This is a genomic window from Marinomonas sp. ATLA20 (assembly GCF_057180105.1).
Genome location: NZ_JBXUKU010000001.1, coordinates 353,374 through 368,837, shown reverse-complemented (window position 1 = coordinate 368,837; position 15,464 = coordinate 353,374). Strand labels below are relative to the sequence as shown.

Here is a 15,464-nt window from a genome sequence, read left to right as displayed (position 1 = left end):
AGTGGGAACTAGGAACCCAAACAGTCGAGTAAACGAACCTGAAAAACATGCAAGCACTCTCGTTCCCACGCTCCGCGTGGTAATGCATAGTAGAGGCACCAAGCACACATCCCCACGGAGATCATGGGGATTAGGATATTTCGTCACTCTAAGTACACGACAATTAAGCCCCCATAACGCAATATGACTTACTGCAGAACAAAAACACTTGACTGCTTAGACTGTTGAGACAAAAAATGATGAATACAGAGCTGACTCAATGCCATATGAGTTCCCACGGAGACCGTGGGAACTAGGAACCCAAACAGTCGAGTAAACGAACCTGAAAAACATGCAAGCACTCTCGCTCCCACGCTCCGCGTGGTAATGCATAGTAGAGGCACCAAGCACACATCCCCACGGAGATCATGGGGATTAGGATAAACCGATACACAACGTTCAAGGATGACGAATGGGCAGAAGTAGATACAAAATAGTTCAGCAAGATGCACCGCACTTTGTCACGTTAACTGTTTTACACTGGATACCTGTTTTTACACGTCCACAAACAGTGGCAATTATTTTTGACTCTTTATCATTTTTAATGCGTGAAGGGCTAAAGGTACACGCTTATGTAATTTTGGAAAATCATCTGCATTTAGTTGTACAGAGTGAGCAAATAGGTAAAGATTTAGCTCGATTAAAATCATTTACAGCCAGAGCATTAATTTCGTATTTAATTGAACATAATGTGAAAACCATTTTAGATCAGTTAGCTTTTTATAAAAAAGCGCATAAAGGTGATCGCGCGTACCAATTTTGGCAGGAAGGGTCACATCCACAATTAATTCAAAGTGACGAAATGATGCGGCAAAAAATAGAGTATATCCATCAAAACCCAGTCAAAAGAGGATATGTCGATTTGGCATGTCATTGGCGATATTCGAGTGCTCGTGATTATGAGGGGGAAAGCGGACTACTAGAAATTTGTAAAGTCTGGTAACTATGCATTACCACGCAGAGCGTGGGAACGAGTGTAAAAAATGGCCTGAAAGAATATCAATCAGACCATTTGAAGAAAAAACTAATAGTGTTAGAGCTACTAGGCCACGGCCGTTAACTCAGCCTTTCTTAACTCTTTCATACGCAATCCGATGTTGCCGAGGATCAGCATCAAGCCGCCGATGATTTGGTAGCCAGTTAAACCCATATCAAGGAATAGCCAGTTGATAGCGGCGGCGAATACTGGGAAAGACAGCTCAGCCAAGGTAGCAAGTTGCGCGGGAACCGTTTTCAGCCCTTGGTAATAGAACCACATACCAATAAAACCACTTAGTAAGGCCATTGCAACGGCAAGGCTGAGGTCGACAGGCTTCATGACAATCAAGGTATCAGACTGCGCTAATGCCATGGGTAATAATACCAACAAACCGGCAACAAAGCGGCCGGACATAATCGCGTTCGCAGGCATATGTTGGTAAGACAAGTATTTTCCACAGACCGTCGCCGCGCCCCAAGCAATAACCGCAATCAAGGTGTATCCATAGCCTTTCATAATACTGCTTACGTCACTGGAATAGTGCCATTGGGCATCGCCTAATTGACGCAAATCCGGCCACATCATTACGAAACTGCCCAGTAAAATAACGGCCGCCCAGCGGACAAATTGCCCTTCAATACGTTCTTTCAACAACCAGTAGGCCAATAAAATCGCCACGATTGGTTGCAGTTTTTGCAGCAAAATAACGACCGTTGGATTCAAGTAATGAAAGGCTTCTGTAAACGCCAAGGTGCCCATGGCAGAGCCTATGCCGCCAATAAAAAACAAACACGAAAAGCCACTTATCGACATATGGCGATAAACATGGCGATAGCGCCACAGCATAGGTGCGACAAACAACACCAAGGTAAGGTGTTCGATTAGAACTATTTGCAGTGTGGAATAACCCGCTCCCAATAAAGGGTAACGAATCAAGGTATCAAGTGCCCACGTGAAACACGCGATCATGATAAAGAATGTACCTGCCATCTTTGGTTTCTCCAATAAATAAGATGCACAGGGGTGATGAGAACGAATAGTACCAAGGCCTGCACATAAAAATGCACAGCTCAGAAACACCTGAAAAGCATCAGGCGTAACAAAGACTTGGTCGACTTCTATCATCCGGACTGTAACCGTCGGCTCTGGAGTCTCACCAGATCTGCTGACCTTTGTTCATAATAAACAAAGCGCTCGCGGGCTGTTGATAGATTCTTCAATCTTGTCAAATCACCGCCGGTGGGGAATTTCGCCCCGCCCCGAAGTTCGATTAAGTAAAATTAATACATTAACTTTAAACCCATCTTCTTACTTAGGCAATAAGTACGGTCATCACCATAATGAAATTCTCCATTTTATATTCAACAAACTCCTGACCATATACTCAGTATTGCTATACACTCTTTACTCAAAAATAAATATTCATTGAATAGGAAAACGTCAATGCAAACCTCCTCCAGAAGCGGCATATTTTACGCATTAACGGCTTTTACGCTTTGGGCCATTGCGCCAATTTATTTTAAGGAAATGTCGTTTGTTCCCGCGCAGGAAATTCTAGCCCACCGAATCATTTGGTCTTGTGTGATTGTTCTCGTCTTAATCGTGCTGCTGCGTTATACCGATGCTTTAAAGACGGTTTTACGCTCTCGTAAAGCGCTCACAGCCATGCTTGCCTCTACTCTTTTAATTGGTGTCAATTGGGGAACCTTTATTTGGGCGGTACAAAACAACCAAATGCTAAGTGCCAGTTTAGGTTATTACATCAACCCGCTTATCAGTATTTTGCTGGGCGTGATTTTCTTTAAAGAAAAGCTCGATAGAGTACGTAAAGCGGCGGTCGTGTTGTGCTTTTGCGCGGTGGCTTTTGAAGTCATTCAATTTGGCTCCTTGCCTTGGATCGCTCTGGCCCTTGCTTTAACATTTGGTTTTTATGGCTTGGTACGTAAAAAAATTGCCGTCGATAGTTTCACTGGGATGGCCATTGAAACAGCTATTATGCTGCCCTTCGCACTCTTGTATTTAGCACTCAGTCCATCGCCTACTGCCAATATTTTTGACAATAGCGCCCATGTAAACTGGCTTCTGTTTGCTGCAGGCCCTGTCACTATGGTGCCATTAATGTGCTTTGCCGCAGCGGCAAATCGCGTGAGTATGGTAACGCTTGGCTTCTTCCAATATATAGGTCCAACAGGCATGTTTTTCCTAGCGGTTTTTTTGTACGACGAACCGCTTAGCCCAGAAAAACTCACCACCTTTATTCTTATCTGGTCAGCACTGGCTATGCTGATTTTCGACTCTGTTCGCCGTCTACGTAAAACAAAAATAGCCCTTACTGATAAATGAACACCCTAATTGCTTTATTAAGAGGTAGTGATAAAAGCCAAGTCTATGACTTGATATTACTACCTTATTAATATCTTTTTACTCAGCTCTTTCATTTGTAAAGACTGACGACTCCCCGTCATAAACAAGGAAGTACAGCGGTAACCTATTGAATGATCTAGTTATTAAGTTATGAATCCCTATTGTTAGCAGCATCTACAACAAGGTGATTTATGACTTATGAATATTAATATCCAAAAAACCTTTGCCAAAACATTTTCAACTATCTTTTTTACCCTTGCAGGCTTTGTTGTCATTGCCAGCTTCGCCGGCGCCATCAGTGAATACAATCACGGCGAAAGCCTCACCCAAGTCATTATTAAGATTATCAATTCCAACATCATCGCTATTGCTGTATTTGAGCTGGCGATGGTGATCAATAAGGAATACGGCAGCGATAATGAACATGACGTTATTGTTTTATTAAGACGAACTTTGCCTAGGTTTATTGGCACTGTTTGTGTTGCCATGGCATTAGAAGGCTTGATTATGGTGATCAAATATAGCCAACTCGATATGGCTGGGAACTTGTATTACCCCGTGGCAATTGTTGTCAGTGCAGGCTTCTTGCTGATTTCTTTGGGAGTATTCCTTAAATACGCACCTCGTGAACATTAGTAGAAATTAAGCCACATTTATTAAGAAAAGTTTGTGTCTGACCATGGTGTTTTTTTTGTTTCTTTTTTAGCCATCAAGCCTCACAATCGCGGCATGTTTAGCTACTGATTATTACACAATGAAGATCATCTCGTTTGACGCACTAAGAACCCTCCACTTGCCTCAAGTTAAGTACATTAAGCCTGAGTCTATGTACGATCATTTGGAGGAAATAAAAGAAGCCGATTGGCTGTTATTTCCCCAATACTGGCAACTTACAGCCTTGGTTCACGGACTAAAAAAACGTATTTTTCCTAGTCTTGCGTCATACATGATTGGTCACGACAAAATCGAGATGACTCGCACATTTCGCACCGTTGCGCCGCAACAACACCCTTATACAATTATTGCCGCTAACACACCTTATGAAGCGGAAAGAATTTGGGATGACATGCCATCGCCTTTTGTGGCCAAAATTCCGAAAAGTAGCATGGGCAATGGCGTTTTTTTGATAGAAACCATTGGCCAATGGCGTGATTACGTTGCTAAAACCGATGTATTGTATGCGCAGGAATATCTGCCCATAGACAGAGACATGCGCGTTATTTGGGTGGGCAATAAAATTGTTAGCGGTTATTGGCGCCTACAATCTGACAATGGTTTCCATAACAACATCAGCCAAGGCGGACAAGTGGAAGTCGCGCTGATTCCAAAAGAAGCTCAAGATTTAGTGACTTATTTGGCCGAATCATTGGACATCAACCACGCCGGATTTGATATCGCCATGGTAGGCTCTGTACCTTATGTGATTGAAATTAACCGTATTTTTGGTAATCAAGGACTGCCAACGATTCAGCAGGATGTGAATACAGAGCTGCTTAATTACCTCAATGAACAGCATTTATTATCAACCGCCACACTCACAGATCAACCAATCGGTTTTTAATTTGTCGACCAAAATGGCTACCAACCCTTGGCATGGCGGTTGGGTAGCGCCATACAGTGCTAACATTCAATGGGATGTTTATCGCAATCAAACGGGTAGTTTGTTGGTAAAAATGCTTTATAACGAGCAAGAAATCGCGTTCAAAGACAGCTGTAAACCCATTAGCGCTGGCAGTTATTTTTATCAATTTTCTGAGTTAACACGTTGCTACAATAAACGATAAAAAAACGTTCATAAAAAAAACAGCCAAGATGCATCACCGCACACATGGCTGTTTTTTTTATATTGAAACACTCAAACTATTACTTCACTTGTCTGGCCATCACGATCATCTTATCAAGCGCAACATTCAAAGGCTTGGCAACTTCCGCTCTGATTCGAGTGTAAGCCGTACAGTCATTTATGGCCGCAGCGTATTCTGTAAAGAGCTTTTTCTCTGAATACCTTTCATTAAGGTGCTTAAAAAAGGTGTTTTTTTGTCTATCAAAAAGCTTCTGCATCAGCTTGGCTTGCGCTTCGTTACCGCCATACATGCTTAATAACTTTGGCGTGATCACGTCATCCTGCAAAAAATTTCTATAGCCGGATAAACCGCGGTGAACGATAACCATATCTTCCGAGGAATGATGATCGGAAAAGTTATCCAGTTTGGTATCTACAAACTCCACCAGAGCAAGACACGAGTTCAGTTCGTTAATGGAAGGGGACGCTGCAAACATCGCAGGCGAGCAAAGTAAACCGATGACAAACATTAGGGTGATTTTCGTTTTCACAGCCCTTCTCCTTGTTATTATTTTTATAGCGGTTCAAACGATAACAGTAAGCCGCATACTTAAAATAACACTAAGGATAATTTAAACAAAACTTATCGCAAATAATTATCAACAATACTTCGGTACTCTAAACAATAAACAAGCCCTATTTAGCTTTGCATTCAGAAAGCACTCGTTTACTAGAAGGAGGATTGTTTGCCAGTTTATTGGCGGGGCGAATAGGCCTTGAGACTAAGTTGCCACCACAGTTTGGGCAGCGGCCATTAGGAAGCTTAGTCTGAACGCAATCGAGGCAGAAAGTACATTCAAAACTGCAAATCATGGCATCTGCAGCCGACGGTGGTAAATCCTTATCACAACACTCGCAATTTGGTCTTAGCGCTAACATACGTCACCCTTCAGCATTCTCGAAAAAATAACTATCTAAAGTATTGAAACGCCACCCAAACCTTATAGGTGGCGAACAATAAACCGAAAATAGCTAGTTAACGATCAACTCGCTAGGGTAAAACGCGCCATCGTTTGTTTCATCGCCGTACTTTGACCATTGAGTTCTTCCGCTGCGGCAGCCCCCTCAACAGAACCCGCTGCATTTAACTCAACAACGTCACCAACAGAAGACATGGCTTGAGTGACTTCATTCACCGCCAAAGCTTGCTCACCGCTGGCAGAGGCAATCTTTGCAACAATGGCCGATGTTTCACTAATGCCGTCAAACACTGCCTGAAGCGATTTATTTGTGCTTCCAGCAATAGCCACACCATTTGCGGTCTTAGACGATGATAGCTGTATCAACTTCGCCGTTTCAGCCGCGGCCCCTGTGCTTCTAGAAGCCAAGCCACGCACTTCATCGGCCACAACAGCAAAGCCTCGTCCTTGCTCGCCCGCCCTTGCCGCTTCAATCGCCGCATTAAGCGCCAGTAAATTGGTCTGCTCGGCGATTTCATCAATCGTCTTAATGAAGCCAGCAATACTTTCTCCAGCGCCTTTAATTTCATTCATCGCTGTAATCATTTCTCGCATCTGTGCTTGGCCTTCAACGACCGCTTTTTGAGCTTTATCAGCTAGCAGATTCGCCTCTTTAGCGCTTTCGGCGTTTTCACTGGTTTGCACTGACAACTGTTCCAATGCCGCCGAAATCGTCTGTAAGTTGTCTTTTTGTTGAGTCGCGCCCTCAGCAAGAGAATGACTAAAGATTGATACTTGTGAACTGCCAGCAGCAATTTGATCGCCTGCATTCTGAATATCCATGAGAATCGTATTTAAATTCTTCACCATGTCTTGCAAGGCTTGCCCAAGGCTGTCTTTGTCTGATGCCAAAACCACTTTTGCCGTCAAATCCCCATCGGCGATTTTTTGAGCTAGAACCGCTTTGGCCTTTAAGCTCTTCACCATGTTCTGAATCGCGGCATATAAGCTGGCTTCTTGTTCGTTATTATTCGGCAAATAAACTTCTAAATCCCCATCAGCGACACGTCGAACAACATTCGTTACCAACGCAGGATCACCACCTAATTGCGACGTGGTAGAACGAGTAATCATCCAAGCAATCGCACCACCCAGTAAAATCGCAATAACGACAATCGCCTCAATCACATACATGGCGGTTTCATTGCTATCTATCAGTTGTGGGCCAAGTATGTCTTGGTTTTTCTTAATATCTAACTTCAGGCCCTCTGTCAGCTGAGTAACCTCAGCACCCACTGGGTTTAATGTCTTGTTGATTACGTCATTACGCTCGACGATGACAGAAACTATTTCGGAAAATGCCTGTTTATAGGTCGCTACATCTTGAATAACGGTAGCTATTAAGACTCTGCGGGCTGGATTTTTCAATTCACTTTCTAGGGTTTTTAATTGTTCATCAAGGTCCGAAAATTCCTGATCGACTCGATCAACATCTACCTGCTCGTTGGAATCCAGAAACTTCATCACATACAAACGCGCAAGCAGCAAACTTCTTGTAGCCAATGACGCATTGTAAGCCGCCGCCATATCACCATCGTCTTTTGCAGAAACTAATATTTGGGTCAGGTTACTTTCGATCGCAGGACCAACAGTACTCAAACTATTATTAAACAAGGCGTTTCTTCGCTCTTTGAACGTGACAACTTGTTCAAAACCAGCAACATAGTTTTTCAATGAATTTTCCAACTCACCTATAATTTTCTTACCTTCCGGTTTATGAAGGTCTTTTGATGCATCATCAATTAAGTTCTGAGTTTTCCCCCAATAAAAATCAAATGCCTCTTTGTTTTTCACATGTCCTGTTGCTATGTAACTCTTCTCTTCCATACGCACCATCAGCATATTCGCTTGTACACGCCCAACAGCATTAGTCGCTCTCGCCAGAGAGCGGTATTCTTCAAAACCCGTTGATGTATTAGTTAAAGCAAAATACGACGTGGAGCCGACAATAGCTAACAGAAGAATGACAACCGAAAAACCTAAGAATAACTTTCTTGAAAAGGTGAGCATTTCCTTTACCTCAAATTGAATAACGAGACATCCGTTATTCAAAAGTAGAAGGATATGTGCAAAAAAAGCAAATTTTTTTGTATTTATTTGTAATGTATATAAAAAGAGCGCTTTTACTCAACTAAAAACGCTCCTTGAGATGGAAAGCAGCTTCAAGACTGAATATTTGGTGCTGTCTTATTAAGTCGCTTAGGATGTTTCTCCCAACGAACTTTGACTTCGAATTGTTGACTGTCTTCATCTTCATAAGCACGCACCTTAAGACGCATTAGACCTTTTGGATCAAGCGTTAACGTGCCTTCTTTTTCTTCGTTAAATTCCAGTTTGCCTTTCGACAAACCTTTTGACAGGGCTTTTAGGACATCTTGAATATCGTCGGCATCCAATAAGGCTTCGTATTTAAATTCTGTTTTCGATTTCATAATGCTTATCCGTAGATTCCTTGCAGTTCTTCGGCCGAAATGACTTTTGCGGTCGGGTAATCACAGCTTAGCCCAACAACGCCAGTGTCTTTACCAATCAAGGTCGCACCAATACCGTGGCCTTTTAACCCTTCAGCGGTACGAGAATGGCAGTCTAAGGTGATATCCGCTTCCACATGTACCAAGCCTTTTTTGATGGTTATTCGTTGGCCTTGCTGGCGGTTAATATGCCCCTGAACAACCACATGAATACCGGCCTTGTGAATGGCCTTAACGCCTCGATGAGTCAATGGTAAGTCGGCGTCGCGGTATTTGGTTCTAAACGTGTTGGCGATCGAGCTGTAGTAAAAACTAAACAAGTCACGACGCTTCAAGTTCTGATGGAAGGCTTTATTCGCATACTTGGTGCCGCTTTTCAGTAGCATTTGCCCCATGCTGTCATCTAAACCTGCATGCAAAAACAAGAATGAACCACGCTTTGCAACCAACTCCATCTTGCGGAAAAACCAATTGAATTCGCCCTTCTTGTGCAAAAACAACTGCTGACATTTCAATGAGGTCGCATACACTTGTCGTAAGCTCAATCCGGCTGACAAGCAGTGTTTCTCGAAACTGTGATTTTTCGATTCCATCTTGCGCACTTCACGGTCGATGCCTTCTGCAGTCAAAAAGCCGGCCGCGTGAAATGGGAACGCTTTAAACCAGTCATCTCCTGGGAATAACAACTCTCGACACTCGTCTTCATCGGGAATTTTCTTATCCCATTTTGTATCCGCTAAATATTCATCGAAGACTTCACGAAACAGCGGCACAACTTTTTTGCCCATGCGCACGAAAAAATGCTGATTACCCACGTCTTTTTTACGCGCCAACGCTAACAAGCCCATCAGTAACCGTAAATCATGATTACCAGCCAATAAAGTCACCCGCGCTTTTAGCTTATAAAGCTGTTTGACACTACGCAGTAATTCAAGATTACTCGGCCCTTTGTCCAAGCAATCACCACCAACGATAATCTCAGACTGCCTGCCTTTTTTGGTCAGAGAAAGATGCCCCAAGCCCGATTTTTTCTTGCGCTCTGCCACGCCTGCCGCGATCAAGGAATTTTCAAAAGCCACAGCATCCGCATGAGGGTCAGAAATAAACACCACGGAACGTTTTGGCCAGCGCAGCTTATTTTTCTTGAATAAAGAAGGTGTTTTGTTGGCTTCTAAAACATGGCTATTTACCGAGCTTTCATCCCGAGGCCAAGCGGTCCACTCGCTCGGTAAACGAGCGATAATGTCAGCATGATGAGGACGGTCTATGACGGTTGGGATGGGGCTTTGCATTGTTGATTACCTTTTCTATTAAAACAGCCATTAATCAGGCGCGTGGCATTTAATCCAACGCAGCGATTAATTCATATGCACGATCAAAGTCGATCTTGCCGGTGAGTCGATAAACGTCCACGTTCGCCAGTTCACTACAATAGTGCGCCACAGAATCAATGGCGTTCAGATCGGCAAACTCACCCTTCTTATCTTGATAAAACGGCCCTGGGCGCTTACGCAACCCTTCGATGACTTCAGCCTGAGACGACAAATCAACCGACTCTAATTGCGTCGGCGCAGCGCTGTCTAATGACCAATCCAACATGATGAGACGAGACAGGTTTGCAGCTAAAACAACACGGTTTGGGCCGTATTCATCTTCGATTTGAACATCGTATTTTTCTTCCAAAGACCACAGCTCACTTTGCGGCATTTGGCGCAAGGCTTGTTGGCGCGCTTCTGGCAAGATGTGACGTAAACGCTCGGCGTGCAACAAGGTGCCTGGGTTTACTCGTGGCAGCTTTGCCAAGCCGATGGTTTGAGTGCCTCCATCAGCTTTCTTAAACTCTGTCTTTTTTAGCAACAGTCGATCATTGGTGAGAAAGTCACGCTCAGGGTTTTCCAGACAACGCAGCATCAAGGTGGACTTGCCACCGCCTGATCCAGCGGCGATGGCTGTAGCTTGGCCATTTACACAAAACGCCGACGCGTGGCCCAAGGTGAAGCCTTCACGTAAGTAATGATTCAAAAACTGATTGTTAATGAAGTTAATAACTTGTGCCAAGTTAGACGCACAAGGGCCCACAGCAACCGCATGATCTGGGCGCTGTAAAAACACCATACCGGTTTTGAATTTTTTAATCCAACGTCCACCAGCCACATCAAGATAGCCTTCTTTACGGCCTTGTTTGCCTTCTTCACGTGGCACATTTAACCAATCTAGCTCATCGCCAACGACGTTTTGCTCCATCACATACAAGTTCAAAGACGTTGTCGTGTGAGCCTCGGTCTTCAAATAACTACGATAATAATCGGCAATACCAGCCAACAACATGGCTTCATTGGAATGCACGATAACCGACAAGTCGGCAAAATGAAGTCGAATCGTTTCGTCACAATGACTGAGTGCTTCGTTTACATGGGGCAAGTTCAATAGGGTTTTAATCATGATGCCATCTCCTTCTTCTGCAATGCGCCTTCTTGTACAACACCTTTTTGTAGGGCACATTCCTGTAAAACAAAGTCCGCGTACACAGTGGCAGCGTCAATATCGCAACCTTCTAACGCGCCTTTAAAGCCACCGAAAGCCGACACCTCAAACACCACTGGACCTTGATCGGTCAGGGCAATATCTACCGTGGTAAAACTCAAGTCATAACAAGATTGCGCTCGGCGGCCTAATTCAATCAGCTCGGCATCAGGCTCAAATTTTTCATACTTGCCACCGCTATTAATCGTGGTGTTCCAAGAGTCTTTATTGCCGACGCGCGCGTAAGTACAAAGGTATTCGCCACCGACAAACACCATGCCCAAATCTCGACCATCCAGTTTCACGGTTTGCTGAATATAATAAATCGACTGACTCTGACGATACTCTTCCAGCGCGTTACGAACAAATTCATCGCTGTCGTCTTGGGTTAACATGATCATGCCGCGGGCTTTGGTGGAGTACAGCGGCTTTAAAATCGCGGAGCCAAATTTTCGCACTGTAGCAAAGGCTTGTTCTGGGTTCTCTGTGATACGCGTTTTTGGCATGGGGATATTGCCTTGCTGTAACGCCAGAGTACCGCTTAAGCGGTTTACCAAGTTACCCACACTTTGAGTTGGGCTAAACAGTTTGACGCCACCGCGTTCCGCATAAGACAACAGATGAATACGGTCTTCTGTGGCAGGCGCATAGACTTCGCTGATCTTCTTGATGATCAAACCGTCCAGCGTCATCAAATCCAAGTCTTGATACATCAATTGATTGGTGTCTAAGCGCAATTCAACTTGGCTCATATCGATCACAGCACGAAAGCCAGTTCGCTCTTCAAGGCGATCCGCCAATACTTCTGTGGACCATTTTCCCGGGATGCCAATGACCCCGATTTTCGGCTTATTCAACGTAAAGCTCCTTAAGCGGTAAGGTAAATGTTTGGGCTTGTTCTGTGGTGCGTTCTTCTGACGACAGCTTTGCTAAGCGCTCCAGCAAATAGCGAGCACGTAAATGCATTCGAGAAGCCAGTTTTTTATCAAAAATAAAGCGTGTAGAAGTCGCAAAAGAACGGGCTAGCCCGGCGGCTAAGCGCACCTCAAACGTGGCATCTTGTTGGCGAGCAGCAAAGCGTCGACCAAAGCGATACACCTCTTTGGCGCTTTCCATCATCTGTGTTCGCGTCTCACCACTTAATACTTGCAAGCGGTAAATAGAGACCATTAACACCGACAAATCCTGAACATAATCAAAGTAAGACGCGCGATGCAGATCAATAAAATACACACGTTTTTCCGCGTCATCGTAAATCAGATTATCGACGTTAAAATCCCCGTGGGTCAGCACGGAAAAAGGCGCTCGCCATTGAGCTTCGTGTACCGCTACGCGACGTACTAACTCATCAAAGCTTAGACTGGTGTAACCACAAATGCGTTCTTCGTCTTTAAAAAATTCAGGATGAACCTTACGACTGTCGCCAATGCGTTTTTGCAGTTGTTTCATGAAATTCGCCGTACAAGACTCCGGCGTTAGACTGGCTTTCCATGTTTGATTAAGGGTTTTAAATAAGACTTTTAGCGCGGCTTGTGTGCCCTCTTGGTCACCATCGAGTAACAAAGCTTCCAAGGTCTTTCCCGGAATATGTTCGATCAATAAAGACGATTGCCCATTGCTGTCATCGCTCTTCCCATTGATTTGAGATGTGCCTGTTTGAGAAAGAACGCTAGGGGCTAATCTAGGATCAATATTGCGCCATTGATTCACGCCAGCCACTTCTTCTTCAATCTTGTCGCGATCGCCTTCTTTGTAAACCGCCAACACCTCTTTACCAGATTCATCCTTATGAGTAATCGCCGCAATCGCACTGCCAGAGCGAGTCAACGCCAAGCGGCGAACTTTCAAATCTCGCAGGTCATAATTTAGGTTGGTCGCGCTGTCCAATAAATGGGGGTAATTTTGCAATGTCGCCACTTGGCCAAGATCCGCTTTAATCAAGGCTTCAGCCACCACGCCTAATTGTTCTATCAGGCGTTTCACACTGACATTGCTTAGAATCGCAGCGCGCAGTTGGTCATCGCTCAGATCGAACTTCGCTTGCAAAGTTAACGCTTGCAGCTCGTTATAGCTTGCCAGTAGCTTATGCGTGCGTCGGCCTAGCTTGATACCCGTTCGTCGACGATTTTCGCTCACACCGACTTTCACTAAGCGCAAAGCACGTCTGATACGTTTCACCAACTTGCGGCACTCTGGCCCAGTCGGATGCTCGTAGGCTTCCTCTAGCGTGCCCTCACGGACACAATCGAAGCAATGCTTGGTCAACATCTCAAGGGCGATCACCAAGGTATGCATGCCACTGACTTGAGCATGAAAACTGGTATTGGCTTTGCGACGTTCTAATAAACGCGCCGTTTCAATATCGGCTTTTTCGCGCAGCGCTTGCACATAACCACGACGCCCACGAATGCTCGACAATAACTCAACAGAACCTGATGTAAAAAAAAGCTCAACGAGATGACAGTGTGTTTCGACCTCATGCAAGAGAAAAGACACATGCTCTTGCAGAGTCGCCACAACTGGGGGTGAAGGCATAACATTTTTCCCTACTACTTTTACCTTTGACTATACAGACAGTAGAAAGCATCAAGATGACATTTCTGTGACAACGCGGTATCTAACTGAATGATAAATAAGCGAACCATCCCTTTAATTGTTCAAAACACCACCACTTAAAACATGACTTATCGTCCAAAATATCGTTACTATCGAATGAAACGAAATGCTTTCAGATCAAGGATGTGCTTCATGACAATTAATTTTAGACAAAAAATTCGATCTAACCGCCTTCATAACAGCCGTAATTCTGACGACACAAAAATAGCGCCACAGGGCGACTTCGAAAGTGACAGAGGACGCATTATAAATTCCGCTGCTATTCGTCGTTTGCAGCAGAAAACCCAAGTCTTTCCTCTTGAGCGCAATGCTGCCGTACGCAGTCGTTTGACCCATTCGATGGAAGTTCAGCAAGTTGGGCGATACATTAGCCAGTTGGTATTTCAGAGTTTATCGAAAGACAAGGGAAAGCTAGAGGAATATGGACTGGCTGGATTAGACCGCCAATTCGAATCCATCGTCGAAATGTCTTGTCTGATGCATGATGTGGGCAACCCACCCTTCGGTCACTTTGGCGAAGACACAATGATCAAATGGTTTGAGAAGCACTGCGATACTTTTTTGGCGCGCTTCACCAAGCAAGAAGAAAACAAAAATACCACAGAGATTCAACTGAGTGACGAACTGACCGCGCTAAAACGTGACATCTGTAACTTTGAAGGTAACGCTCAAGCCATTCGCTTGGTACACAGTTTACTTGCGCTCAACCTCACCTATAGCCAACTGTCTGGCATTATAAAATACACTCGTCGTGGCGATACTTCCAAGCCAGACAAAAATTACCTACAAAAAAAGGTCGGCTTTTATTTGAGTGAAGCGCCCTTTATCAAAGCATTAAGAGAAGCGTTAAATATTCAAGAAGGAAGACGCTCCCCCTTCGCTTACATAATGGAGGCCGCTGACGATATTTCTTATGGTGTGGCTGATATCGAAGATGCCGAAGAGAAAGGCATTTTATCTATTACGGATTTACCAAACATTTTACGTGAAGAATTTATCAATACTTGCCAATCAGATGATTTCAAACTGCCAGTCAATCAAATGATGGATGAGATTATTGCCTCTGCCGAATCCATGTATCGACAAAACAAAATCGACAGTATGTTCTTTGTTGGACTGCGTGTAGGCATCAATAAAGAACTGCCGAAATACGCTTGTAAACGTTTTATCGACAATATCGATGCCGTATTCCACGGCTCTTTTAACAACGCCCTAATTGAGGATGGTAGCTATCATCATGCAGTGGTCGAAACACTCAAAACAGTGGCTCGAAAATACGCCTTCAGCACGCCTGAAGTAGAAGGACAAGAGCTACAAGGCTACCGAATCATCAATGGACTACTGGATATTTATGCCCCATTACTCAAACTAGACAGAGCCAGCTTCAACAAGGTTCTAGACAACGATATAAAAGCACCCGCATACGAGGCGAGAGTATTTAGAAAACTCTCACAAAAACACATTCGTGCCTATCGAGCCGCCATCGAAGACAAAACTCTGACTGACTTCAAAACTCATTTCAAAGGCAGCACACTTGAATCCATCAGCGACGATACGTGGGAGTTTTACTTTCGTTGTCGCTTAATTCAAGACTACATCAGCGGCATGACCGACCAATTCGCCTACGACGAATACCGCGCCTTGCATGTGATTGATTAGAAAAGGAGACA

Annotated in this window: 15 protein-coding genes and 1 riboswitch; of the genes, 6 read left to right on the top strand and 9 right to left on the bottom strand. The window is 44.2% G+C overall.

The features are described from left to right. Nucleotides 1–451: 451 nt before the first annotated feature. Nucleotides 452–982, top strand: coding sequence for an REP-associated tyrosine transposase (locus AC2A4J_RS01605; RefSeq protein WP_484174641.1), 531 nt, complete (start codon nucleotides 452–454; stop codon nucleotides 980–982). A 99-nt stretch (nucleotides 983–1,081) separates the two neighbouring features. On the opposite strand, the gene AC2A4J_RS01600 is transcribed toward AC2A4J_RS01605, so the two are convergent. Continuing rightward, the gene (locus AC2A4J_RS01600; RefSeq protein ID WP_484174640.1) at nucleotides 1,082–2,143 is read right to left on the bottom strand and encodes a DMT family transporter; all 1,062 of its coding nucleotides are present in this window, start codon (nucleotides 2,141–2,143) and stop codon (nucleotides 1,082–1,084) included. Further along, nucleotides 2,128–2,290, bottom strand: a riboswitch (FMN riboswitch). Its footprint overlaps the gene before it by 16 nt. A 171-nt stretch (nucleotides 2,291–2,461) precedes the next feature. On the opposite strand from AC2A4J_RS01600, the gene rarD reads away from it, so the two are divergent. From rarD to AC2A4J_RS01580, 4 genes are all read left to right on the top strand, one after another. Beyond that, on the top strand, nucleotides 2,462–3,361 hold the full coding sequence (rarD, locus tag AC2A4J_RS01595; protein WP_484174639.1) for an EamA family transporter RarD: 900 nt from the start codon (nucleotides 2,462–2,464) through the stop codon (nucleotides 3,359–3,361). 219 nt (nucleotides 3,362–3,580) lie between these two features. After that, nucleotides 3,581–4,018 (top strand): hypothetical protein, encoded by a 438-nt coding sequence (locus AC2A4J_RS01590; RefSeq protein WP_484174638.1) that lies wholly within the window; start codon nucleotides 3,581–3,583, stop codon nucleotides 4,016–4,018. A 157-nt stretch (nucleotides 4,019–4,175) separates the two neighbouring features. Continuing rightward, nucleotides 4,176–4,943 (top strand): ATP-grasp domain-containing protein, encoded by a 768-nt coding sequence (locus AC2A4J_RS01585; RefSeq protein ID WP_484174637.1) that lies wholly within the window; start codon nucleotides 4,176–4,178, stop codon nucleotides 4,941–4,943. A gap of 13 nt (nucleotides 4,944–4,956) precedes the next feature. Next, nucleotides 4,957–5,166 (top strand): hypothetical protein, encoded by a 210-nt coding sequence (locus tag AC2A4J_RS01580; protein WP_484174636.1) that lies wholly within the window; start codon nucleotides 4,957–4,959, stop codon nucleotides 5,164–5,166. 79 nt (nucleotides 5,167–5,245) lie between these two features. Here AC2A4J_RS01580 and AC2A4J_RS01575 read toward each other — a convergent pair whose 3' ends face one another. The 8 genes from AC2A4J_RS01575 to AC2A4J_RS01540 form a co-directional block, all read right to left on the bottom strand. Beyond that, the gene (locus AC2A4J_RS01575) at nucleotides 5,246–5,716 is read right to left on the bottom strand and encodes a hypothetical protein (protein WP_255827441.1); all 471 of its coding nucleotides are present in this window, start codon (nucleotides 5,714–5,716) and stop codon (nucleotides 5,246–5,248) included. Nucleotides 5,717–5,861: 145 nt separating this feature from the next. Continuing rightward, a complete protein-coding gene (locus tag AC2A4J_RS01570; protein ID WP_484174635.1) occupies nucleotides 5,862–6,104 on the bottom strand; it encodes a DUF1272 domain-containing protein in 243 nt (80 codons plus the stop codon). Nucleotides 6,105–6,208: 104 nt separating this feature from the next. After that, a complete protein-coding gene (locus tag AC2A4J_RS01565) occupies nucleotides 6,209–8,194 on the bottom strand; it encodes a HAMP domain-containing methyl-accepting chemotaxis protein (RefSeq protein WP_484174634.1) in 1,986 nt (661 codons plus the stop codon). A 152-nt stretch (nucleotides 8,195–8,346) separates the two neighbouring features. Next, entirely contained in the window at nucleotides 8,347–8,616 is a 270-nt protein-coding gene (locus AC2A4J_RS01560; protein WP_484174633.1) for an amphi-Trp domain-containing protein, read from the bottom strand. 5 nt (nucleotides 8,617–8,621) lie between these two features. After that, nucleotides 8,622–9,947: a metallophosphoesterase gene (locus AC2A4J_RS01555; RefSeq protein WP_484174632.1), complete on the bottom strand. Its 1,326-nt coding sequence runs from the start codon at nucleotides 9,945–9,947 to the stop codon at nucleotides 8,622–8,624. A 49-nt stretch (nucleotides 9,948–9,996) separates the two neighbouring features. Next, on the bottom strand, nucleotides 9,997–11,097 hold the full coding sequence (locus AC2A4J_RS01550) for an HprK-related kinase B (protein WP_484174631.1): 1,101 nt from the start codon (nucleotides 11,095–11,097) through the stop codon (nucleotides 9,997–9,999). Beyond that, complete coding sequence (locus AC2A4J_RS01545; RefSeq protein ID WP_484174630.1) at nucleotides 11,094–12,035, bottom strand: GAK system ATP-grasp enzyme; 942 nt, start codon at nucleotides 12,033–12,035, stop codon at nucleotides 11,094–11,096. Before AC2A4J_RS01545 ends, AC2A4J_RS01550 begins: the two co-directional genes overlap by 4 nt. Then, nucleotides 12,028–13,713 carry a phosphotransferase gene (locus tag AC2A4J_RS01540; RefSeq protein ID WP_484174629.1) on the bottom strand — a complete coding sequence of 562 codons (1,686 nt, stop codon included), beginning with the start codon at nucleotides 13,711–13,713 and terminating at the stop codon, nucleotides 12,028–12,030. The genes AC2A4J_RS01545 and AC2A4J_RS01540 overlap by 8 nt, the downstream gene beginning before the upstream one ends. 213 nt (nucleotides 13,714–13,926) lie before the next feature. Here AC2A4J_RS01540 and dgt point away from each other — a divergent pair, with 213 nt between their 5' ends. Then, nucleotides 13,927–15,453, top strand: coding sequence for a dGTPase (gene dgt, locus AC2A4J_RS01535; RefSeq protein ID WP_484174628.1), 1,527 nt, complete (start codon nucleotides 13,927–13,929; stop codon nucleotides 15,451–15,453). Nucleotides 15,454–15,464: the final 11 nt, after the last annotated feature.